General features: G+C 62.1%; 22 protein-coding genes and 1 other RNA gene. 2 read left to right on the top strand and 21 right to left on the bottom strand.

Features of this window, described 5'->3' with window-relative positions:
* The first annotated feature begins 24 nt into the window (after positions 1–24).
* Entirely contained in the window at positions 25–1,125 is a 1,101-nt protein-coding gene (locus ABFX19_RS08375) for a carboxylate-amine ligase (RefSeq protein ID WP_277357896.1), read from the top strand.
* A gap of 68 nt (positions 1,126–1,193) precedes the next feature.
* Here ABFX19_RS08375 and ABFX19_RS08370 read toward each other — a convergent pair whose 3' ends face one another.
* Genes ABFX19_RS08370 through ABFX19_RS08350 form a run of 5 tightly spaced genes read right to left on the bottom strand, consistent with a single transcriptional unit; the run spans position 1,194 to position 8,133 of the window.
* Positions 1,194–2,918, bottom strand: coding sequence for an alpha-glucosidase (locus ABFX19_RS08370; RefSeq protein ID WP_346028086.1), 1,725 nt, complete (start codon positions 2,916–2,918; stop codon positions 1,194–1,196).
* Entirely contained in the window at positions 2,915–3,808 is an 894-nt protein-coding gene (locus ABFX19_RS08365; protein WP_346028085.1) for a carbohydrate ABC transporter permease, read from the bottom strand. Before ABFX19_RS08365 ends, ABFX19_RS08370 begins: the two co-directional genes overlap by 4 nt.
* Positions 3,808–4,698: a carbohydrate ABC transporter permease gene (locus ABFX19_RS08360; protein ID WP_277357899.1), complete on the bottom strand. Its 891-nt coding sequence runs from the start codon at positions 4,696–4,698 to the stop codon at positions 3,808–3,810. The genes ABFX19_RS08365 and ABFX19_RS08360 overlap by 1 nt, the downstream gene beginning before the upstream one ends.
* Positions 4,695–5,963 (bottom strand): ABC transporter substrate-binding protein, encoded by a 1,269-nt coding sequence (locus ABFX19_RS08355; RefSeq protein WP_346028084.1) that lies wholly within the window; start codon positions 5,961–5,963, stop codon positions 4,695–4,697. Before ABFX19_RS08355 ends, ABFX19_RS08360 begins: the two co-directional genes overlap by 4 nt.
* 10 nt (positions 5,964–5,973) lie before the next feature.
* Positions 5,974–8,133 (bottom strand): alpha-galactosidase, encoded by a 2,160-nt coding sequence (locus ABFX19_RS08350; RefSeq protein ID WP_346028083.1) that lies wholly within the window; start codon positions 8,131–8,133, stop codon positions 5,974–5,976.
* A gap of 130 nt (positions 8,134–8,263) precedes the next feature.
* Between ABFX19_RS08350 and ABFX19_RS08345 the strand changes: the two genes are divergently transcribed.
* Positions 8,264–9,403, top strand: coding sequence for an ROK family protein (locus tag ABFX19_RS08345; protein WP_346028082.1), 1,140 nt, complete (start codon positions 8,264–8,266; stop codon positions 9,401–9,403).
* A gap of 1 nt (position 9,404) precedes the next feature.
* Here the strand turns inward: ABFX19_RS08345 and ABFX19_RS08340 are convergent, their stop codons facing one another.
* The 16 genes from ABFX19_RS08340 to ABFX19_RS08265 all read right to left on the bottom strand — a co-directional run bounded on the left by ABFX19_RS08340 (position 9,405) and on the right by ABFX19_RS08265 (position 22,544).
* Positions 9,405–9,629 carry a hypothetical protein gene (locus ABFX19_RS08340; RefSeq protein ID WP_277357903.1) on the bottom strand — a complete coding sequence of 75 codons (225 nt, stop codon included), beginning with the start codon at positions 9,627–9,629 and terminating at the stop codon, positions 9,405–9,407.
* Between the two features lie 47 nt (positions 9,630–9,676).
* Positions 9,677–11,911, bottom strand: a complete 2,235-nt coding sequence (locus ABFX19_RS08335; protein WP_346028081.1) for a S8 family serine peptidase — start codon at positions 11,909–11,911, stop codon at positions 9,677–9,679.
* Between the two features lie 118 nt (positions 11,912–12,029).
* Positions 12,030–12,397: a transfer-messenger RNA gene (ssrA, locus tag ABFX19_RS08330) on the bottom strand.
* Positions 12,398–12,515: 118 nt separating this feature from the next.
* Positions 12,516–12,887, bottom strand: coding sequence for a hypothetical protein (locus ABFX19_RS08325; protein ID WP_277357905.1), 372 nt, complete (start codon positions 12,885–12,887; stop codon positions 12,516–12,518).
* Complete coding sequence (gene smpB / locus ABFX19_RS08320; protein ID WP_277357906.1) at positions 12,884–13,357, bottom strand: SsrA-binding protein SmpB; 474 nt, start codon at positions 13,355–13,357, stop codon at positions 12,884–12,886. Before smpB ends, ABFX19_RS08325 begins: the two co-directional genes overlap by 4 nt.
* 128 nt (positions 13,358–13,485) lie before the next feature.
* Complete coding sequence (locus ABFX19_RS08315; protein WP_277357907.1) at positions 13,486–15,021, bottom strand: M23 family metallopeptidase; 1,536 nt, start codon at positions 15,019–15,021, stop codon at positions 13,486–13,488.
* Positions 15,022–15,049: 28 nt separating this feature from the next.
* On the bottom strand, positions 15,050–15,961 hold the full coding sequence (gene ftsX, locus ABFX19_RS08310) for a permease-like cell division protein FtsX (RefSeq protein WP_277357908.1): 912 nt from the start codon (positions 15,959–15,961) through the stop codon (positions 15,050–15,052).
* On the bottom strand, positions 15,958–16,668 hold the full coding sequence (ftsE, locus tag ABFX19_RS08305; RefSeq protein WP_277357909.1) for a cell division ATP-binding protein FtsE: 711 nt from the start codon (positions 16,666–16,668) through the stop codon (positions 15,958–15,960). Before ftsE ends, ftsX begins: the two co-directional genes overlap by 4 nt.
* Before the next feature lie 162 nt (positions 16,669–16,830).
* The gene (prfB, locus tag ABFX19_RS08300; protein WP_277357910.1) at positions 16,831–17,946 is read right to left on the bottom strand and encodes a peptide chain release factor 2; all 1,116 of its coding nucleotides are present in this window, start codon (positions 17,944–17,946) and stop codon (positions 16,831–16,833) included.
* Between the two features lie 37 nt (positions 17,947–17,983).
* Positions 17,984–18,427, bottom strand: coding sequence for a pilus assembly protein TadG-related protein (locus ABFX19_RS08295; RefSeq protein WP_346028080.1), 444 nt, complete (start codon positions 18,425–18,427; stop codon positions 17,984–17,986).
* Between the two features lie 17 nt (positions 18,428–18,444).
* Positions 18,445–18,900 (bottom strand): hypothetical protein, encoded by a 456-nt coding sequence (locus tag ABFX19_RS08290; RefSeq protein ID WP_277357912.1) that lies wholly within the window; start codon positions 18,898–18,900, stop codon positions 18,445–18,447.
* Positions 18,881–19,270 (bottom strand): TadE/TadG family type IV pilus assembly protein, encoded by a 390-nt coding sequence (locus ABFX19_RS08285; RefSeq protein WP_346028411.1) that lies wholly within the window; start codon positions 19,268–19,270, stop codon positions 18,881–18,883. The genes ABFX19_RS08290 and ABFX19_RS08285 overlap by 20 nt, the downstream gene beginning before the upstream one ends.
* Before the next feature lie 25 nt (positions 19,271–19,295).
* Positions 19,296–19,514, bottom strand: coding sequence for a hypothetical protein (locus tag ABFX19_RS08280; protein WP_277357913.1), 219 nt, complete (start codon positions 19,512–19,514; stop codon positions 19,296–19,298).
* Between the two features lie 23 nt (positions 19,515–19,537).
* Positions 19,538–20,467 (bottom strand): type II secretion system F family protein, encoded by a 930-nt coding sequence (locus ABFX19_RS08275; RefSeq protein ID WP_277357914.1) that lies wholly within the window; start codon positions 20,465–20,467, stop codon positions 19,538–19,540.
* Positions 20,467–21,324, bottom strand: coding sequence for a type II secretion system F family protein (locus tag ABFX19_RS08270; protein ID WP_346028079.1), 858 nt, complete (start codon positions 21,322–21,324; stop codon positions 20,467–20,469). Before ABFX19_RS08270 ends, ABFX19_RS08275 begins: the two co-directional genes overlap by 1 nt.
* Complete coding sequence (locus ABFX19_RS08265; RefSeq protein ID WP_346028078.1) at positions 21,321–22,544, bottom strand: TadA family conjugal transfer-associated ATPase; 1,224 nt, start codon at positions 22,542–22,544, stop codon at positions 21,321–21,323. Before ABFX19_RS08265 ends, ABFX19_RS08270 begins: the two co-directional genes overlap by 4 nt.
* Between the last annotated feature and the right edge of the window lie 152 nt (positions 22,545–22,696).

The following is a 22,696-nucleotide window of genomic DNA, read 5'->3' as shown; positions in this document are numbered from 1 at the left end:
CTTGAACGCATCGAAAGGCGCTCCATGACCACGCTGGGAATCGAAGAAGAGTACCTCCTGCTCCATCCCGAATCGGGGTTGCCCGTCTTCAATGCAGCGGATGTCCAGGCACTTCTCGAATCCGGCGGCGCAGTCAGCGGCGAGGATATCCAACGCGAATTGCTGAGCTGCCAAATCGAAACCGCAACGCCGGTGTGCCATACGCTCACCGAAGCGGAGGAGTCGCTGCTGAATTTCCGGCGGCAACTGGCGGCAGCGGCGCGGAAGTCAGGAGTTCGGGCCAGCGGATCGGCAACGGCTCCCCGCATCCAGGAGGGGTACCCCGAGCTCACTGATAAACAGCGCTACCACGAACTGAAATCGAGCGCCCGCGGGATCGTAGCGGACCAGTTCGTTAACGGGCTTCATGTGCACGTGTCCATCCCGGACAAGGAAATCGGTGTACAGGCGCTCAACCGGATCCGACCCTGGCTTCCCATCATCACTGCGTTGAGCACAAACTCTCCGTTCTGGCTTGACCGGGACAGCGGCTTCTCCAGCTGGCGGACGGTGCACTACCGTCGTTGGCCGGTACAGGGCATTCCGCCGATTTTCGCGGATGCTGCGGAGTACGAGCGCCGGATCGAACGCCTCGTGGACACCGGCGTCATCATCGACCGCGGGGTTCTCACTTGGGTTGCCCGGCTCTCCGACAGCTACCCCACCCTGGAGGTTCGCACAGCAGACGCACAGCTGGAGGCGCAGGACTCCGTGCTCATCGCCGGCCTGGTGCGCGGCCTCGTCAGCACAGCGGTCAGCGATGCCCTGAACGGCACGCCGTATCCGGATCCCGACGCCGAGTTGCTGGATGCGGCACAGTGGCAGGCCGCGCGCCAGGGGCTGAGCGACGTCGTCGTCAATCCACTGACCGGAAAGCTGACGCCCGTCCGTGAACAGATGGACCGCCTGCTCGAGTACGTCGGCACGGCACTGGAGGACGCGGGCGATTCCCACTGGATTGAAACCGGCCTCAAGACGGTGTGGGAGCGCGGTACCGGCGCTGTCCGCCAGCGCCGCGCAATGGAACAAAGCGGTGTCACCGGGCTGATTGACCTTTACACCGAGACGCTGATCGCCGAACGCTGAACGTTCAGTCGCCGATCACGCCCCTAATGGCGAAGCATTAGGGGCGTGTCCTGCCGAATCAACGCCGATCACGCAGTGCGGAGGATCCGCACTTCCCAGGGTCGAAGCTCAGGCGTGGGTTCGTCGCCGTAATTGCCGAGGATCAGTGTTCCGCCGCTGACCTGATCCGCTAGCTCTGCGTCGTCGGGGAGGCTCAGCGTGTCACCCGAGACGTTGCCGACAATGAGGAGCGACCCGCCGCCCAGCGTACGGGTGAAGGCGTAGAGGGTGGGATGGTCTTCAGCGAGCATCACAAACTCGCCGAGACGGACTACCTCGTCCTTGTGCCGGAGTTCGATGAGCCGCTGGTAGAACCGGAAGACCGATTGGTCGGCTGCGCGGTCCGTGTCCGCATTGACCGTCGGATAATTCGGGTTGACCGCAATCCAGGGCGTACCGCTTGTGAAGCCTGCCTGCTCCCCCGCCGTCCACTGCACGGGCGTGCGGGCATTGTCCCGGCTCATGATGCGCAGGTTTCGCAGCACTTCCGCCGGTTTGTGGCCCAACGGACCTGTGGCCTCGTAGAAGTGGTTGATCGACTCGATGTCACGGAAATCCTCGACGCTCTCGAACGGAGCGTTGGTCATACCGATTTCCTCGCCCTGGTAGACATACGGCGTCCCGCGGTGCAGGTGAAGCAGCGCCGCCCACAGGGTGGCGGATTCGTAGCGAAAAGCCTCGTCATTGCCGAACCGGGAAACCAGGCGCGGTTGGTCGTGATTGTTCAGGTACAGGCTGTTCCAGCCTGTACCGGCCAGTCCCTTCTGCCAGCGGTTCCATGAGGTCTTGAGATCACGAAGGTCCAGTCCCTTGTAGTCCCACTTGCCGCCTGGCCCATGATCGAGGCCGACGTGCTCGAACTGGAAAACCATGTCAACCTCGCGGCGGGCAGGATCAGTGAAGAGCTTCGCCTCGTCGATGGTGACACCTGGCATCTCGCCGACCGTGATGAGCTCGGCTTTCCGCCCCTCGAAAACCTCGCGGTGCATTTCCTGCAGATAGTCGTGGATGCGGGGTCCGGACACGAAATACTGGGAGCCGTCGCCCCACAGTTTCCCGGGCTGCACCGGGCCGTCCGGCAGCGCAGGGTCCTTGGAGATGAAGTTGATGACGTCCATCCGGAAACCGTCCACTCCCCGGTCGACCCACCAGTTCATCATCTCGTAGACAGCCTGGCGTACCTCCGGGTTCTCCCAGTTCAGGTCCGGCTGCTCGGGTGCGAAGAGGTGCAAGTAGTACTGGTTCGTGGCGGGATCCAGTGTCCAGGCCGGACCGCTGAACGCCGAGCCCCAGTTGCTCGGCTCGGCGCCCTTCTCCCCCGTGTCAAAGCCCTCCCGTGCGTCCCGCCACCAGTACCAGTCCCGCTTGGGATTGTCGGTCGACGACGCCGATTCAACGAACCACGGGTGCTCGTTCGATGTGTGGTTCACTACGAGATCCATCACCAGCTTCATCCCGCGCCGGTGCACGCCCTCAAGGAGCTCATCGAATTGCTCGAGCGTGCCGAAGGTCGGGTCGATTCGGCGGTAATCGCTGATGTCATAGCCGTTGTCGTGCTGGGGCGAGGAGTAGATCGGGGAGAGCCACACGACGTCCACGCCGAGTTCCGCGAGATGGTCGAGTTTGCTGATGATCCCGCCAAGGTCCCCGATTCCGTCTCCGTTGGAGTCGGCGAAGCTGCGGGGGTACACCTGATAGACGACGGCGCCGGTCCACCAGGCGGGTTCGGTTTCAGGACTGTTGGTGGTGCTCATTTGGTTGATCCTCTCATCACACCGGAGATAACCCATCGCTGTGCGAAAAGGTACACCAGAAGCAGTGGCGCCATGGCCATCAGGTAGGAGGCGAACGCCACGGAATAGTTGGTGTTGAACTGGCCCTGGAAGACGTACTGGGCCAGCGGCAGGGTTTGAGCCGACGGGTCGGAGAGGATGACCAGCGGCAGCATGAAGTCGTTCCAGGCCCACAGGCAGGTGAGAATTCCGACCGTGGCGTTCATCGGACCAAGAAGCGGAAAGATGACCTTCCAGAAGACCGTCCAGGTGCTGGCGCCGTCGGTGATCGCCGCTTCCTCGAGCTCCATCGGGATGGACCGAATGTACGCGACGTAGACGAAGATATTGAAGGAGAGGCCGTACACCGTATAAAGCAGGATCAGGCCGAGCTGATTGTCCAGCCCGAGCAGCGCAGTCTCCTTCACGACGGGAAGCATGATAATCGGGAAGGGTACAAAGAGCGCTGCGATGAAGTAGAAGTACAGCCCCTTGAAGAGCTTCCGGTGCATGTTGCGGGCAATCGAATAGGCCACCATGGAGTTGGTGAGTAGGGTCAGCAGCACTGCCCCCACCGTGATCAGCGCGCTGTTCATCAGCGCCTGCGGGAAGTCGGTGAGGGTCCAGGCTTCGGCGAAGTTGCTCCAGGCCGGAGTGCCGGGCAACCCGAATCCGGAACCGCCCAGCTCATCGGGAGTCTTCAGGGCCGTCACCACCGTGAAATAGAGCGGAATGAAGATCGTCAGCGAGAGCACGGAAACCAGCGCGGTCAGCCACCAGTTGATCTGACGCCGATCGGGACGGTGGACGCGTGAATCTCGGTCGTTATTCCCGAGGGCACTTCGCTCGGCGGAGTAGGCAGTTGCAGTCATTAGAACGAGGCCTCCCTACGCTGCAGGATGCGCAGCTGGATGAACGAGATAGCAATGATGACAAACAGGTAGATCACTGCGTTGGCGGTCTGGTATCCGTATTCGCCGCCCTGGAATCCACCCCGGTAGATGAGCACGGAAATCGACTCCGTGGAGGTGCCCGGTCCGCCTCCTGTCAGGGAGATGATCTGGTCGAAGACCTGCAGGAAGTTCTTCAGCGACAGGACCATGTTGATGGTGAAGAACGCACCGATCAGCGGGAAGGTGATGGTGCTGAACTGCTTCCAGGCCGAGGCGCCGTCAAGCGACGCCGCTTCGTAGAGCTCACCGGGAATGGTCTGGAGGCCGGCCAGGTAGATGATGATGTTGAAGGCCGCCGCCTGCCAGACCGAGAGGATGACGACACCGATCCACGCCGTATCCCCGCTGGCCAGGATGCTGCTCGTGAGCGCATTGATTCCGAGCGCTTCGGCGATGGCCGGCACGGAGTTGGAGAAAAGGTAGTTGAAGACATACCCGACGATCAGGATCGAGAGGATGTTCGGAATGAAGAAGATTCCGCGGAATCCCGTCTTGAACTTGATCCGGCTGTTCAACGCCATGGCCACCGACAGAGCGATGATGTTCACTGCGATGGTGGAGACGATGGCGAACAGGAAGGTGAATCCGTAGGCGTTCAGGATCCGTTCGTCACGGAACAAATTGATGTAGTTGCTGAGTCCGATGAAGGACCACTCGCCGTAGCCTGCGTAGTTGGTGAAGCTGTAGTAGATGCCGGTCAGCACCGGTACGGTGTGAAAAATCAGGAACAGCGCGAAGGCCGGCAGCACCATGATGTAGAAAGCGCGTGGCAGCTTCTTCGCGGGCCGGGACAGGGTGGGAACGCTCATGAGCGTGCCTCCTCACGGGTGATGGTGCGCTCGGCAATCTTGTCCCATTCGTTGTCCATCCTCGCGAGGAAGCTCTCGGTGTTTCCGCTGAGGATGAATTCCTGGAGGTAGGCGGGCAGTGGAAGGCTGGGCGGGATCTGGTGGTCGATGAATCCGATGATTCGGCCGCTCTCGAAGTACGGGGCCAATCCTTCGAGGGCGGGATCCGTGTTGGAGGGGCTTTCACTCAGCGTCGAGAACGTGCTTTGCGCTTCCGAATACCGTTCGACGATGTCAGGTGACATCATGAACTCGACGAAGCGGCGCGCTTCTTCCGGATGCTCAGTGTCCCGTCCAATTGAAAGTCCGACGTCGACACCTGAGACCACGACCGTGTCCTGCGGATCGTTGGTGGCCGGGTACGGAAACGTACCGACGTTGACGTCGGGGTTCGCGGCTCGGATGGGCGGTATGGCGTAGCTGCCCTGCAGGTACATGGCGGATTCCTCGTTGGCGAAGGCTGCGTTCCCTGCGTTGTAGTCCCGGCTGGGCGAGTTTTCCTGACTGTAGGAGAACAGTTTTGAAACCTTCTCCATGGCTTCTTCGTACTCAGCAGAGAATGAAGTCTCGTCCTGCCGCAGCGCATCGTAGAAACCCTCCGGTTGGAGGGCCCCGCCAAGGTTGACGAAGGCGGGGCTTACGGTCCACCCGTCCTTCAGCGTTGTGTAGAACGGGGTAACACCGTTTGCCTCGAACATGTCGGCGAGCGCCACCAGTTCATCCCAAGTTCCCGGCACCTCGGCACCGTACTCCTCGAAGATGTCCTTGTTGTAGATGATCCCGCTTGCATTGTTCGCGAAGGGCAGCGCGTTGATCTCCGAGCCGTCGCAGCTTCCGAGCTCCTGCACGATGTCCTGCACCGCGGGAAGGACCGTCTGAGCAGAGGGCATGTCCGTCAGGTCGGCGAAGACGCAGGCCTCGGCGAGCAGCCCATAATTCCCGTTTGCGTTCAGCGTCAGCACGTCCGGGGTCTTGTTCTTGACCAGCAGCGTGCGGATTGCCGTGTCGGCGTCCGGGACATGGTTCTGGACTACGTCGATATCGGGGTTGGCAGCTTCGAAATCGGCGATGATTTCCTCGAAGTTGCCCACCGCCTCGGGTTTGAACTGAAAGAAATCGAGGGTGACGACGTCGTCGTTCCCGCTGGCGGGAGTGCAGCCGGACAGCGTCAGCGCCGCCAGGGCCGCAGCCGCCGCCAGTTTCCTTCGTGTAGCGGAATGCTTCACGAATCTCTCCTTAGGATGTGTGGTGTCGCTCTGGTGTCTGTGCCCGGACTTCGATGAGAACGGACTGTTCGGGGAAAAGTACCGGCGCCTGGACGCCGAGTGCGCCGAGAAGCCGGCCGCTCATGGCAAGGGGTGCGCCATTTCGGGCGGCTTCGACCCAGGCAAGGCCGGATTGGCCCTGGTCCTCGTAGTCGAAAGCAGCCGGTGTGATGCTGTAGGTCGTCATGGGATCAAGGCCGGGAAAGGTGATTCGGCCGGGTGGGTAGGATGCGCTTGAGCCCGTGAGCGAGTAGCCGTACAGGGCGCTTTGCTTGTCGCTCGCAACAACGCCGCGCAGGTCCATTGACGGGTCCGGGAGATCCGCGTGCACGGTCGTCCCCGTGTGGAGGACGTCCCGCCAGCGTTTGTGGAGGTCGATCCAGGAACCGAGCCGGCCAAGTTCTTCGGCCGTGAGGTTGGAGATGTCCCATTCCACGCCGAAGTGACCGAAGATCGCTGTAGCTGCACGAAATGAGAGGGTGTGCGTGCGCCCGGTCGAATGGGATCGGGGACCGCCCACATGCATGCCCGTCAGCTCAGGCGGAACCAGGAGCCCAGTGTGTTTCTGGTTGACCAGCCGTTCGATGGGGTCGATGCAGTCGCTCGTCCAGATGCGGTCGGTGTGACGCAGGATCCCCATGTCCACGCGTGCGCCGCCTGAGGCGCAGGACTCGATCTCCAGCCCCGGGTGACGTTCCTTCAGCTCGGCCATGAGTCGATAGACGGCCTCCACATTGGAATGGACGACGGCGGCACCGCTCGTCGCGTCTGCGGCTTCCAGCAGGTCGCGGTTATGGTCCCACTTGATATAGGCGATGTCATTGGTTCTGAGCACATCATCGATGCAGGTCAGGATGTAGTCGTACGCCTCCGGGATCGACAGGTTGAGCACCTGCTGCTGGCGGGCGGCGACCGGCAGTCGGCCCGGCGTCTGGATGATCCACTCCGGGTGATTGCGGGCAAGCTTCGAGTCCGGGTTCACCATCTCCGGTTCGAACCAGAGCCCGAACTCCATCCCCAGGGAGCGCACGTGATCGATCAGCGGGGTAAGGCCATCGGGCCACACTGTTTCATCGATGAACCAGTCCCCCAGACCCGCGGTGTCATCGCGGCGTCCGCTGAACCAGCCGTCGTCGAGCACATAGCGTTCGATGCCCGCCTGGGCAGCCCTGTCTGCAAGTGCCTTCAGAGTGGGAAGGTTGTGATCGAAGTAAACGGCTTCCCAGGTATTGAGCGTGACCGGCCGCGGCCGGTCGGGGTGTTCCGGCCGGCCGCGGAACTCGGTGTGGAAGCGGGATGCAAGTTCATTGAGCCCATCGCCCCAGGAACCGAATGCATCCGGGGCCGCATAGGTGGCACCGGGAGCCAACGACATCTCCTGGGGCAGCAGGAGCTCACCGCACGCGAGGAATCGATCACCGGACGGCGTCTGCTCCACAATGTACTGGTGGTTCCCGCTCCAGGCCGTATGCACGGCATGCACGCGCCCGCGTTCGAAACCAAATGCTCTCTCCCCCGCTGCAACGAGCAGGGTTGCGTCTGCGCCGGGGCGGCCGCGCCTGCTCTCGCGGTGATAAGAGCCGGTGGTGAGGTTGTGGCGCTGGGGCGATCGTTCGCGCAGATGGCGCCCGGTGTGGTCGAGGACTTCCTGCGCACTGTCGGGAAGGGGAAAAAAGGCGAGGAGGGAACGCACCTCATACTCCTCCGTTCCAGTGTTTGTCACGGCAAGCCGCTGGCGGAGAAGCCCTGCGTCCGTAAGGGTGAGCTGTATTTTCAGGGCGAGGCCGGCGTCGTCGTCGTTCGCCGTGATGGTGAGTTCGTTTTCGCCGGCGGTCAGGTCCGTCACCTGGAAGGCAGGGGTCAGGAATCCGCTGCCGCGTTGCCCGGTGAACCCAGCGGTGCCCTGCCAGCCGTAAGACTCCTGAGGAATCAGCGTGAGGCGGGCAGGGGTGTCAATACTTCCGGATACCCGCTGCGGAACGGAGGCCGAGGCAAGCGCCGCCAGTTCGGCAGCCGGGCACTCACCGAGCGCCGGCCCCCAGTACAGGATGGACGGCAGGCCGGCGGTGGAGGTGTCGACGACGACGCTGGTGCCGCCGCGGGCGAGATGGATAGGGCGTGGTGAATGCATGCAATAATTTTTACCGTAGAACTAAGTAAGTGTCAATCATCACATTGTGCGCCGAATCCGCGTGTGACAGATCCAGAAACAACGATTATATTTTCGTTATGGAAACTACTCTCCGGTGAAAGGTACGCTCATGAACGTGGTCGCGTCCCTCTCTCCTGACAGCCCCTCCCGTCTGCTTGCCAGGGAGGTCCTGATCGGCGGTCCGCTGTCCCGCGGCGAATTGTCACGGCGTCTTGGCCTCTCTGTGGCGAGCCTGACCCGCCTGAGTAAGCCGTTGATCGAAGCCGGGATCCTGCAGGAGGGCCGCGAAGTAATTGAAGGCGGAGTCGGCCGTCCCACCAGGCCACTTGAGGTGCCCGGCGGCACGCACCGGTTCATCGGCATCAAACTCACCGGTACCGCCGCTTCCGGCGTGGCAACGGACCTGCGGTGCCAGACAGTTGCCGCTGCCGAGGAACCGCTTGTCAGCCACGCTGTCTCCGACGTCGTTGAAGCGATTGTCTCCGTGGTCGGCAGGCTGAACGACGGCCAGGTGGCGGACGGCATCGGGATCAGCATCGGCGGCAAGGTCAGCGACGACGGCACGGTCCTGCGGGCACCCTTTCTGCAGTGGCGCGATGTACCGCTCGGTTCCCTGGTTCAGGAGCGAACCGGCATCCCGGTCACCGTGGAGAACGACGTCGTTGCCCTCACCGTGGGTGAGCAATGGTTCGGGGCGGGCAGGGGTATCAGCAACTTTGCGGTACTTACGGTGGGGGCGGGCGTGGGCTACGGCCTGGTGATCAATGACAGGGTCATTGCCCCCGTTGATGCCGGGCTCGGCCTCGTCGGGCATTACCCTGTGGACTCCGCCGGCCCACTGTGCAGGGAGGGTCACCGTGGATGCGCTGGGGCTGTGCTCACCATGGCGGCCATCAGTGGCCAGGTGCGGATGGCCACCGAGGAGGAATGCACCTACGAAGAGGTCCTGCAACGGGCGCGAAGCGGAGAAAGGCTCGCCGCGCTGGTGGTGAAGAACGCGGGCACTGCCCTTGGTGTCCTCATTGCTGCGGTAGCCAACCTCACCATGGTGAATCTCGTGGTCCTGTCCGGCGAGGGCGCGGCTCTCGCCGATATTGCAGCCGAGGAGATCAGGGCGTCAGTCCACGAACACCGGGACCCCGAGGCAGCGCCGGTGCACCTGACACGTGAACCGACCGACTTCGGCCAGTGGGCTCGAGGCGCCGCAGCGGTGGCAATCCAGAGCTCGATCCTGGGCCCGAGACGCTGACCTAGCGCCCCTCGTTTCGTCTGGTGAGGCCTACGATGAGGCAGATCAGTCCGGTTGCCAACGGCAGCAGCGTGTATAGCGTGTGCGTTCCACCGACGTAGCTCATGATGAAGATGTAAATAAATGTCGCGATGACTAGCACCAGACCCACCGCGATCAGCGCACGGCCGCGGTGCGGAGGCGGAAGCGGGGGCAGCCACGACGGGCGGCCGTTCACCGAACTCATGTGTTCAGTGTACGTTCGCGGGTCCTTGAGGTGGTTCGTGTGCCGAATCAGCGGAATAGGTTGTAGTCGCTCCAGCCGGATCCGACAATCGATCGGGCCGCCCAGCGGCCGGCGGCGAAGGGATAGTAGGCGAGCCGGCCGTCGGTGAGCCGGGTCATCAAGGCCTGCCCGCCGGACTGGTCGAACCCGGGGAGGGAGCCCATGGAGTTGACACTCCGCCACCCCGTGCCGATTGTCCTGCGGGATTCCGACAGGAACTGACCTGTCCCGTTGGAACGGTACTGAATGAGCTTTCCGTCAGCCTTCTTCGCGAGGATGTCCATGCGGGAGTCGCCGTCGAAATCAGTCATGGTCAGGTAAAGACCATTCCAACCGGTACCGATGCGCGTCCGCGGGCCGAGCACGCCGCCTGACGGGTTCGGGTAGTGCCACAGTGCGCCCTGCGGATCGTAGGCAACGATGCCCGGATACCGATCTCCGGAGCGCCACTTGCCGACCGTCACAAAGTAGCTGCCCCAGCCGTTGCCGATTGTCTGCGCCGGCTGGAAGCCTCCGCTGGTTATTCCGGCATAGTGCGTCAGCCGCCCATCCTTCCACTGCGCAACCAGGTCAAGCACCCCGTCCTGATTCCAATCAGTGACGAAGCCATTCTTCAGCGCGGACCACCCGCTGCCGATCCTTGCCCGCTGGGCGAATCCGCCCTTTCCGTTCGATGGATAGTTCCAGAGTGTGCCCGCAGCATCAGCAGCGACGACATCGGCAGTACCACGGATAGACGGCGGGAAACCTGCCGCCCACCAGACGGCCGCGTTGGCGTCGACGGTACCGGTGCCGCAGCCGTTGGCGCAGGCGCGGGTCAGCGGCCGGGTGGAATCAGCGAGGATTCGTTCGATGTCTTCCGGGCTCAACGCCGGGTTGACCGAAAGCATGAGCGCTGCGACGCCGGCAACATGCGGTGCAGCCATGGACGTTCCCTGCATGTACCCGTAGGCCTCGGCCACCGGTGCTGTCCTTCCGCTGTTCATGGTGGAGAGGATATTTTCAGCTCCGGTGCTGCCGTCTCCGCCTGGCGCACTGAAGTCCACCTCCGGGCCGAAGTTGCTGTAGCTGGCGTGGTTGCCGGCTCGACTAGTAGCGCCGACGGTGATCACGTTGTGGCAGTTCGCGGGCATCACGTTGGTTGCGGGCTGGGATTCATTGCCCGCAGCGGCGATGATGACGGACCCCTGCTGCACCGCGAAGTCAATAGCCTGCTGCAGATACGGGCTGCATACTTCCTCTGCTCCCAGGCTCATGTTGACGACCCTGGCGGGGTGAGGGTTCGCCGGAAGCGTGTGCGAGATTCCGTTCTCGGTCCAGGCGACCGTGCCGCCCACCGCCCATCTGATGGCATCAGCGGTGTCGCTGAGGAGCCCTCCGCAGGCTCCCATTACACGCAGAGGAAGGAGTTTGGCCCTATAGGCCACCCCTGCCATTCCCTTGCTGTTGTTACCCATTGCGGCCGCGATACCTGCCACATGCGTGCCGTGCCAGGATGATTCGGTGGGTTCCGCGCCAGGTTCCGGGTCCAGACAGGCATCGCCGGGATCGCTAGGGTCGGCATCACGCCCTGTGTTGCCGTCAACGGCGATTGCCGGATCCGCAACGAAGTCATAGCCGGGCAGCACGTTAGCGTCCAAATCAGTGTGAGGGGTGATTCCGGTGTCCAGGATTGCGATTGTCTGACCGGCCCCGGTTGACCGGTCCCACGCAGCCGGGACACGAAGGCCTGCCGGCTCGCCGAAAAGGTTCCACTGGTCCCTGAAGCCGGGATCGTTGACCCCGGCGAGCGGCCGCATGAGCACATCCTCCTGGACATGCACAATGCCTGGCAGTTCGTTAAGTGCCGCGACAACGCCGTCCGCAGCCACGGTTGATACTTCACCATCGGCTTTGACCACCACGGCGCCGTCCGCCGTCTCGCGGACCTCCCTGACGGACAGGCCGAGATCCTTCGCCAGGCGACCAAACGCGTTCGCCTTGGCGCCTTGCACCGCAGCGGGGCCGTCCTCGAAGGTGATGATGAAGCGCCCGGTGGATGCCGTCGCCTCCGATCCTGCCGTGGCGGGGGCCGCCACGACCTCATCGGGGAGGACCTTCGCCGGGATAGGCGAAGCTCCGGCCGACGGCGCGACCAGCAGGGAGCAGGCGATGGCCGTCGTCATCGCGGCGGGAAGAAGAGCGCGAGAGCCGGAGCGCAGGAAAGGCATATGAATCCAGGCGGTTGTGAAGCGGGACGGCATGAGGTCAAACGTACAGAAACACGCCGCCTGCCGTGACGAACCTGTGGATATCTTTCCGATCAGCAGGACTGAATGCTGCGAAAGGCAGAGAAAAAGCCCCGGCGAACCGGGGCTTAGTCAGTGGAGATGGCGGGAATTGAACCCGCGTCCGATGCAGTGTAGTCAGGGCTTCTCCGGGCGCAGTTTGCGTCGGTTTTTCTCAGCTCCAGCCATCATGCAAACAAGTGGCTGCCAAGCTCAGTTGCATAAGAGTCCCCTTGGTTCCTGCAACGAAAACCAAGAGCAGTGGCCCTCTAAATGACGCCAGGATCCGGGTCGAGAGCATACCCGGGCTGACGGACTAGCTCGGCTGCTTAGGCAGCGAGAGCGAAGTCAGTGCGCTTTTGTTCGGCACTTATTGTTTTACAGAGAGCGTTTACGAGATAACTCTGTATCCTCGGCCCGCTTCACCTGTCGCGACTAACATCGTCGAAACCTGTCATCCCCATGTTCAATTTTCAAGCAGCCATTCTACTCGCTGTCTCCCCGGGTTGCTCCGGGATACCTAGTCTAACGCAACCACTTCCCGAATCATTCCGGAAGTCCCGAAAACCGGCAGCGGATGCTAGAACCTGATTCCAAGGATGACGATCTGCGCCTGCCACAGCATCAGGACAACGAAGGAAACGGCCACGAACGCCAACCCCAGAGCCGCCAGCGCCGTCGTCGCTGCCTGCTTGCGACGGAAGCTCCACCAAAATACGGCCATGTTGAGCAGGATCAGGATCGGAGAGATCCACACGAGGATCTGTGCAAAATACACGTAAATCAGGAAGAAGAACGGAATCAGCGACAGGAACCCAGCGGGAACTACGGCGAACAGCAACAGCAGGTTCACGATGGCTCCGACCGTCACCCACCAGGGGCGCTTGTACTTGAGCTCGGACTCTTCCTCGGCCTCGTCGGGTTCCTGGGCATCCCAGAAGACATCGCTCATGCCCCAAGGTTCCGTTCCCGCATGGCGCGCTGCGCTTCGCGGCTGTCCTGCTGCTCACGCAGCGTCTGGCGCTTGTCATACTCCCGCTTACCGCGAGCAATACCGATCTCCACCTTCGCGCGTCCGTTGAGGAAGTACAGCTGCAAAGGCACGATGGTGTATCCGCTCTCGCGGATCTTGTGGGAGATCTTTGTGAGCTCTTCGCGGTGCAGAAGGAGCTTACGACGCCGGCGTGCAGCATGGTTGGTCCAGCTGCCCTGCGTGTATTCGGGGATGTGGATTCCCTCGAGCCAGAGCTCGTCATTGTAGAAGATGGCGAACCCGTCAACCAGGGACGCCCGGCCGGCCCTGAGTGACTTCACCTCGGTACCTTGGAGGGCAATTCCTGCTTCATAGGTGTCCAGCACCTGGTAGTCGTGCCGGGCCTTCCGATTGGTGGCCACTACCTGACGGCCACTTTCCTTGGGCACGGTTCAACTCCTTCAATAGTGCGGTGCGCTTCAAGACTGAAGGCGAACAACGCGTCCTAGTCTACGGCGTTGGGCCGGACCTGCGCTGTGCGCGTCCACAGCGCAGGTCCGTTCGCCGTATCCAAGTGCTAGAGCAGGCCCATCGGGTCAACCAGACTGCCGTTGAGCACGGTCTCGAAGTGCAAATGGCAGCCGTTCGAGTTGCCGGTGGTACCCGTGTAACCGATCAGCTGTCCGGCGCTCACACGCTGTCCCGGGCCCACGAGGTAGCTCGCCAAGTGGTAGAAGTTGGTAGCCAGCGCGTTGCCTCCGACCACGCCGTGGTTGAGCACAATCCGGTTGCCGGCACCCGGAAGGGCGTTGGAATCCGCGTACCAGACTTCGCCGGCCGCCGGGGCATACAGCGGGGTTCCGCAGTTCACCCCGTAGTCAATTCCGGTGTGGGTGTAGCCGCCGGAGCCATTGAAATCGATGGTGCCCAACGGAGTTGGACGCCATCCGTAGCCGGAGGTGATCGGGCCGCTCACGGGAGAGCGCAGCCCGAAAGCCGACGGGCTGGACGCCGGCGGCGGAACGATTACGGGCGCAACCGGCTTCGGGACTATCGGGGCAGGTACGACGACGGGAGGCGGTTTCGGGCGATTGGCGGCTGCCGCTGCTTCCGCTGCACGCCTGTTTGCCTCCGCTGCCTCTGCTGCCGCGCGGCGGTTGGCCTCCGCTGCCGCCGCTGCGCGTCGCTCATTCTCGATTCGTGCCCGCTCCTCGGCCTCGGCCTTGAGCCTGGCCTCTTCCCGCTTGCGGGCTTCTTCGATCAGCCTGCGTTGGCGTTCCGCTATGTCGACCACGACCTGCTGGTGCGCCTCTTCGACTTCGGCGAGCTTTGCCTCGATCACCGGCTTCTGCTTCTGCAGCTTCTCGGACAGCGTTGACGTGTCGGAGATGAGTTTGTCGACCTTTGCCTTCTCGGCAGCGGCTTCATCCCTGGCAACCTGTTCCGCCGCGAGTGCAGCCTCGGCCTTCGCCTTCAGGTCAACGATCTCCTCTTCAACCGCGACCAGCCGCGCCTGCGAGTTCACGTTGGTGGCGTTTTGCTGCGCCATGCGCTCGAGGGCGGAATTCTGGTTACGGAGTGCCTGCTCCACGAGCTCCATGGATGCGAAGCCATCAGAACCGTTGCTCCCAAGCATCAGCGAGAGGCCAGTCGGCACTCCCCCGCTCTTGTACGCCTGCGTCGCGATCTGGCCAATCACCTTCCGGGTTTCAGCCATCTCGGCTTCGTCCTGCTTCAGCTGTTCGGTGAGCTTGTTCTTGGTTTCCTGCGCCAGCTGCACCCGCTGCGCGAGGGCGTTGACCTCGCTCGTTGCAGCTTCAACGCGACCCTGCGCATCCGCAAGCGACTGCTGCGCACCCGGGAGCTGACCCTGGTACACCTTCAGCTGGGCGATGGTTTCAGTGATGTCCTCGTCGAGGTACTCGATCGACTGCTGAACTTCAGCGATCTGCTCCTCGAGGGCGGACTTGCGGTCCTCGAGCTGATCAGCGTGGACGGGACCGCTCAACGTCAACGTCAGACCGGCCACGGCGGCCAGCGACAGAGCAGTCAGCGTCTTGAACGCCGGTGGGCGGGGAATCCAACGAAGCGAACATAAGTTCACGCTGCGCATACAGTCTCATTTCTCACAAGAACCTACCCTAAACCTTCAAGTAGCGTCTGAGGGTTAGGAGCGATGAAGCGCCTGCCAGCAATGCACCCAGGAGGAACAGTGCAGGAACCACGAGCAGAAGCTCCTGGGTGGAGATGAAGCCCATCTGCGGATACTCCCGGGACAGCCATTCCCCGCCGTAGCGCAGAACAGCCCAGAGCGTCCCCGAAGCGATGGCAGCTCCCAGAATGGCGGCGATGACTCCCTCAAGAACGAAGGGGAGCTGGATGATCGCCTTACTTGCGCCGACCAGACGCATGATGCCCGTCTCCCGTCTTCGGCTGAACGCCGAGAGACGAATTGTGGTTGCAACCAGCAGGATGGCACCAACGCTCATCACTACGGCAATACCCAAGGCGACGAGCGAGGCGATATTGATGTAGCCGAAGATCTCCTCGAGATACTCGCGCTGGTCGCTAACGATATCCACCCCTGGTTCAGAGGAGAAAGCCTCGCTGATGACCTCGTACTTTTCCGGGTCGACGAGACCAACGCGGAAGGACTCCGGAAGCTGATCGGCCGTCACGGCCTCCACGATCGGCGAGTTTGCGAGCTGTTCACGGAAGTGGACCAGTGCCTGATCCTGCGACTCGTACTCCACTGTGTCCACATAACTGCTCAGTTCGGGCGAGTTCAGCTTCGCTTCAATGGCACTGCGTTGCTCATCAGTAACGGGGCCCGATGCGCAGCTCTCCGAGGTGGAGTTCTCAACGCAGAGAAACACGGCCACCTGCACGCGGTCATACCAGTACCCCTTCATCTGGTTGATCTGCAGCTGCAGCAGCCCCGCCGCGCCCACGAAGGTGAGCGAGATGAAAGTAACGAGCACCACCGAAACCACCATCACGAGGTTTCGTCGCATCCCTGAAGCGATCTCCCCAAGTACGAATGCGAACCTCATCCGGCAGCCGCCGTCGTCGTCGTTTCTCCGATGTAGATGCCCTGCGCATCGTCGCGGACCACGGAGCCGTCCCGAAGTTCAACGACGCGTTTGCGCATCGTGTTCACGATGTCGTCGTCGTGGGTTGCCATCACTACCGTGGTGCCGTTCTGGTTGATCTTGTCGAGCACCTTCATGATGCCCATAGAGGTGGTCGGGTCCAGGTTCCCGGTGGGCTCATCCGCAAGCAAAATCCCGGGCTTGTTCACGATCGCACGGGCAATGGCCACACGCTGCTGCTCGCCGCCGGAAAGTTCATGCGGCATGCGGTTGTTCTTGCCTTCGAGGCCCACCGTCTTCAGCACTTCCGGGACGGTTTCGCGGATCACGGCCCGGCTCTTCCCGATGACCTGCATTGCAAAAGCCACGTTGGCGAAGACGGATTTGTTGGGCAGCAGCCGGAAATCCTGAAAGACGACGCCGATACCGCGTCTCAGCCGCGGAACGCGCCAGCTCGGGATATTGGCGACGTTCTGCCCGGCCACATACACAGCGCCGCGTGTTGCCCTGTCTTCTTTGAGCACCAGGCGGATGAACGTCGACTTACCGGAGCCGGATGCGCCAACCAGAAAAACGAACTCGTCACGGTCGACATCAAGGCTGACACTGTCCAGTGCCGGCTTCGATTTCTGGTCGTAGACCTTGGTAACTTGCTCGAATCTGATCATGACTACTCTGCGCCCACATAACACTGCCGGTACATGGGCATGGGTGGGGAAAGGGAGACCGGCCTTCTCGACTATAGGCAGCAGTTCCGCGCTGCGGCAGGCACCATCACGGTGTGTCGCGGATCCATAACGGGCGGCATCGTGCCGAACAGCGCCGCCGGCTCACTCTCCGCTGTTGCGGTTGTTGGCGCGCCAGCGAATTCCCGCGTCGATGAAGTCATCGATCTCGCCGTCGAACACTGCGGACGTATTGCCCACCTCATGCTCGGTGCGCAGGTCCTTCACCATCTGGTATGGATTCAGCACGTAAGAACGCATCTGGTCTCCCCAGGACGCCTTGACGTCACCGGCATGCGCCTTCTTCTCTGCATCTTCCTGCTCCTTCTTGAGCAGGAGAAGCCGGGACTGAAGAACCCTCAGTGCCGCCGCGCGGTTCTGGATCTGCGACTTCTCGTTCTGCATGGAGACGACGGTGCCCGTGGGAATGTGCGTCAGCCGAACTGCCGAGTCTGTGGTGTTGACCGATTGGCCGCCGGGGCCGGATGACCGGAAGACGTCAACGCGGATTTCGTTGTCAGGAATGTCAATGGAGTCAGTCTGCTCGATCAGCGGAATCACCTCGACCGCCGCAAAGGAGGTCTGGCGCCGGCCCTGATTGTCGAAGGGGCTGATACGCACCAGGCGGTGGGTACCTGCTTCGACGGACAGGGTGCCGAACGCGTACGGGGCCTTGACCTCGAAGGTAGCTGACTTGAGGCCCGCTTCTTCGGCGTAGGACGTGTCGAGCACCTGAGTCGGGTAACCGCGGCGTTCCGCCCAGCGGAGATACAGGCGCAGGAGCATTTCCGCAAAATCTGCGGCATCCACTCCTCCGGCGCCCGAGCGGATGGTGACGACGGCTTCGCGTTCGTCCCACTCCCCCGCGAGAAGTGTGACGACTTCGAGGTCATCCAGCGCCTTGCTCAGGGACGTTAGCTCCTTCACGGCCTCGACGCGAGACTCTTCGTCGTCCTCATCCTGCGCCAGTTCGACGAGGACTTCGAGGTCATCAATGCGCGCGGTCAGCTTGGCCAAGCGGTCGAGTTCGGTCTGCTTGTGGGACAGCCTGGAGGTTATTTGCTGTGCGGCGGCAGGATCATCCCACAGGTTGGGTTCGCCGGCCTGCTCGCTGAGTTCGGCGATTTCCGTCCGGATCGCCTCGACGTCCGTCACTGCCACGATGGAGTCGTATTTTGCACGAAGGGCGCGGATCTCCGCGGAAAAATCAATAGCTGCCATGGTGTTTCAAGACTACGTCATGGTCCTGCGGTCGGAGTTAACGGGTCAGGTCCGCTCGCGCATCAGCCGTCGCGGCAATAGGGATGCCGGCTGGAACCAGAAAGTTCACGATCGGCGGATGAACGACGGCGGTCAGAACCACCCGAGCGGTTTGCGAATCCGGTGCTCCTGTCGCAGGGTCCAGGTTCAGGTTATTGAACCGCGCCGGCGCGCCCGACCGCTCGAGGTAGGCGGCCGCTGCCCGCGAGACCGAGTCGCTCTCAAGTTCCGGTACTGGTTCCCCGCCGCCTGAATCTATGGAGGCGACCGAGAAGGTATCGGCTGCGCTCAATGCCGCTCCGTCCGCTACCGATAGCAGCTTCTTGTGCTCGATGTAGACGGCGGAAACCGCGGTGACAACCGCAACCACCAGGAGCGAAAGCAAAATGTACCCGATAATCAGAACAGTGATTTGCCCCTGTTCGTCATCATCCTTATCCACGTTTCGGTCCGGCGGCATCATCCGAAACGCTCCACGAGCTGGGTTGCGCTTGAATCGACCGTGGCTGCTGACGTGTTGAGGCCGGGCATCGTGGGGATCAGCGGCAGCGGAACCCTCAGATCGACGGCGACGGTGACGCTCGACCCGGGCTCCAGGCAGGTGCCTGCGCAGGTAATCGTCACCGCTGCGTCTTCGGGTGCGAATCCGAAATCGTTGATGGTGAACTCCACAGCCTGTTCAGCGCGGGCATAAGCCTCCTCTGGGCTATCCGAGTCAACGAAAACCTTGGCTGCCTGGTCGGCAGCGCCAACGACGGCGAATGACGCCCCCTGCACTGAGCCCACAGTCAGCACGAGGTAGACAACGGGCACCAGCAAGAGCAGACCAAGGAAGGTGAATTCGAGAACTGCGCTGCCGTCGTCGTCGTTGTCTTGCCAAGCTGCGCGGACGCGCTCAGGAAGGAAGCGCAGCATGTCCGTTGACCTCCATGGTTCCGGACGGACCAATCAGCCCGATCACGGGAATCGGAGCGCGAACCGTGACCTGAAGGACGGCAGAGCCGCCCCGATTGACCCGGCTCACCGACACGTCCTGTGCGTAGGCGCTGTTGATCGCATCGGCGATGAGTGAACTTGTGCGCGCTGCTGCATCCGCTGGTGAGCGATCGGCGAGAGTGCCGTAGCGAGCACCGGAAGAGGCCGCGTCGATCAGCGTGTTTCGCACATGAAGTACGAGCGTGAGTTGAACGATCGCAATGAAGATGATCGTCAGCAGGCCGCCGATGAGAGCGAAGTCGACCGTTGCGGCGCCCCGTTCATTCGGGTGCCGGTGCCGGTTGTCCATGCCCGAGGAGAGGAGAGTCACCGCGTTATGGACTGACGCGGTTGATCGCCTCGTTGAACAGTCCCTCCAGCGCCGGCGATGCAATAGCCAGAAGTGCGGCCACCAGGACGGCTGACATCAGCGTGATCATCACCCACCCAGGCACGTCACCGCGCTCGGGGTGGTCCGCAGTGTGCGTGAGGTGCCCACGGATTCGGAGGAGGGTCGTCGTGAACAGAAAGCGTGCGATGAGGCGGTTACGCATGCTGGTTCCTTTCTTTGAGGTGATTAGAGTCCAAGGTTGATCAGGGCAATACCTGGGTAGACGGCAAACAGAACGGTGAGCGGCAAGACGCCAAATACGAGGGGCACCATCATGGCGATCTCCTTTCGTCCGGCAGATTCCATGAGTTCCCGCTTTGAGAGGTCCCTCACGTCCTGCGCCTGGGCGCGGAGTACATCGGCGAGCGGTGTTCCCCTCTCAACAGCTACGCTGATGCCGTCAACGAACCGTACGAGCGGCGCCAGTTGGGTGCGGTTGGAGAAGTTCTGAAGGGACTGCATCAAGGGCGTTCCGGCTCGGGTTTCGGCAAGAACGCGTGCGAATTCTTTGGTCAGCTCACCGTGGCCTGTCCTGCAGATACGTTCCAGTGCGCCGGTAGCGCTCTCGCCCGCGCTGACGGCGAGGGCCATCAACTCGGCGAGGCTTGGGAATTCTGCGAGGATGCGGCTTTCCCGCTTCCTAATCTGTGCACCGAGCAGGTAATCGCGCAGGAGATAGCCGCCGGCAGCACTGCCGAACACGATGAGGATCGCGAGCATTACGTTGAAACTGCCGGAGGCCGCCAAAGTGAGAAGGATTGTTGTCGACGCGGCAAGCCCGATGCTCCCCCAGATGATTTGCTCGGCACGAAAGTCGAGGACGGATTGTGAGCGGCCCGCCTGCTCCAGCCTTCTCGCGAGAACGGACGACGCCGGGCTGAACCTGTTGAGCCAGGTGACGGCGTCGCGCGCCACTGGCCGGATGATTCGTTCCAGCGGTCCAAAGGGGGTAACCGTTTGGGCATGCAAAAGTCTTGAGCTCACGTCTACAGACTTCAGTTGGGGAGCGATGCGCTCAACGAACCGCGGCTGACGCATGATCGGCAGCCGGACGAATATCAGCCAGAGCCCGGATCCCAGGCATGCGCCCACGAGTGCCGCCAGTGCAAACTCCATCAGCTCAGCACCCGCTCGTCATCAGGCAAGGCGCCGATCCGCAGCATAATCCAGTAGCAGAACGCCGAAACCAGTAGTCCCCCGATGAGCACTACCGCGCCACCGGCTGTGTTGTACGCCGCGACGGCTTCAGGCCGGGTCGAGAGCAGGGCCAACACGATCCATGGTGCTGCCACAGCAAGCCTGGCGGCATTTACGGTCCAGGATTGGCGTGCCTCAAGCTCGCTTCGGGTTCTTGCGCTGTCACGCAGGAATTCCGCGAGGGTGCCCAGCAGCCTGCCCAGATCGGTGCCGCCGACCTCGCGGGTGAGGCGCAATGCCTCCACGATGCGGTCGGCCACAGGATCGGCCAGCCGGTCCTTCAGGCGATCGAGGGACTGATCGAATTGTCCGCCGGATCGATAATCGCCCGCAAACTCTCGGAAAGCCGGCCGTAATTCCTCCGGCCCCTTTACGCCTAGCTGCATCAGTGCTTCGGGCAGGGACAAGCCGGCGCGGATGGCGGATCGAAGGTGGTCTACTACATCAGGCCACAGCTCCCGCAGCGAGGCTGTGCGCTTGCGCGCGCGCCAGCGGACCAGCATGACCGGCAACAGCCCGCCGAAGATCGCGAAGCAGGCCGCTATGGCCGGCGTGCCCGTAAAGACGAAGACAAAGAGGAACACAAAGAGGGCCGCAATCCCGCTGGCTGCCAGCAAACCGCCCGCTGATACGCGCTCTACGCCGGCCCGCAGGAGCAGTTCCTCCACCTTGCCGGCACCACGCCGGGCCTTCGCAGGCCGCGGTGGGACCGCCCAGGTCGACCACCAGATCAGCAACAGTCCGGCTCCGAGTGCCACACCGACTGCAACGGTCATGATGGGCTCAGGAGCGAGGCGACGGTGTAGCCGGCGGCCGCGAACTTCTCCTCGGCAGGCATGCTCGAAGCGGTGGCATGCAGCTCACCATCCGCTCGTTTGAACAAGGTCGAGGTCTCAATCACACCGTTCTCGACGCGGCGCCCCAGTGCAACGATCTCCGCCACCCGCCGTTGCCCGGATCGCTCGCGAACGCAATGCACCACTAAATCGATGCAGGAGGCAACCGTCGGCACCACGAAAGCGCTGGAGATGTTTGCGCCCGCCAACAGAGGCAGCGTACAAATTTTGGTCACTGCATCATGGGCACTGTTGGCATGCACGCTGCACATTCCAGGCAAGCCCGAATTCAGAGCGATGAGCATATCGAGACTTTCAGCTTCCCGAACTTCACCGACGATGAGCCGATCGGGACGCATGCGGAGTGCCTCCTTAACGAGGCGTCGCAACGGTATTTCGCCATGACCCTCAAGGTTGGGCTGCCGGCACTGCAACCCCACGACGTCACGCAAGGGAAACTGAAGCTCGAAGATTTCCTCGACAGTCACGACCCGTTCGCGAGAGCCGATGCTGGCTCCAAGGCAATTTAGCAGTGTGGTCTTGCCTGCCTGCGTCGCACCGGAAACGAGTATGTTCAGGCCGCTTGCCACGGCGGCGTTGAGGAACTTGGCGGCCTGCGGCGTCAGTGACCCCAGTTCGACCAGATGCTCAAGGCGCGTCGCACGAGAGATGAACTTTCGGATGTTGACTGCCCAGTGGCGTCGGGTGACATCCGGTATCACGACGTGCAGCCTCGACCCGTCGGGCAGGGAGGCGTCGACGAACGGCGAAGAGAGGTCCAGCCTTCGACCGGACGATTTCAGCATCTTCTCAACGAGGTCGCGGACCTGCTGTTCGGTGAGAGTCAGTGATGTAAGCTCCGACTCGCCTGCCCGCGCGACGTAAATTTCCGAGGGCGAGTTAATCCAAACTTCTTCAATGGCTGGATCGTCGAGCAGCGGCTGTAGCGCGCCGTAGCCGGCCACAGCGTCGAAAACATGGCGCCGGGCTTGCTCCAGTTGGCCCAGCGGCGGCAGCGGACCGACGAGCGATCGTTCGTCGTAGTCATTAACCGCAGCCTCGACAAGCCGCCGCACTTCCGGCCCCTGCAAGGACGGATCAAGACCACGACGACGGATGAGTTCTCTTACCTCATCCTCAACAATGCGCACTGCATCCATAGTTTTCCCCAAGGATTCGGCATGCAGGAGGGAGGCGCACGCCGGAGACTGTCAGACTGGTAACGCACGATCGAAGGTTTGTTTCCCTGCCTCAAAGCGTAGGCCACGGCGAAACAACTTACCTAGCCCGATGAAGCGACCTGTGGACAACC

Origin of the sequence: Arthrobacter parietis (genome assembly GCF_039530425.1) — a bacterium.
In the GTDB taxonomy this organism is placed as follows: domain Bacteria; phylum Actinomycetota; class Actinomycetes; order Actinomycetales; family Micrococcaceae; genus Arthrobacter_D; species Arthrobacter_D parietis.
The sequence above is the reverse complement of the archived record's forward strand: the minus strand, read 5'-3'. Positions and strand labels throughout refer to the sequence as shown.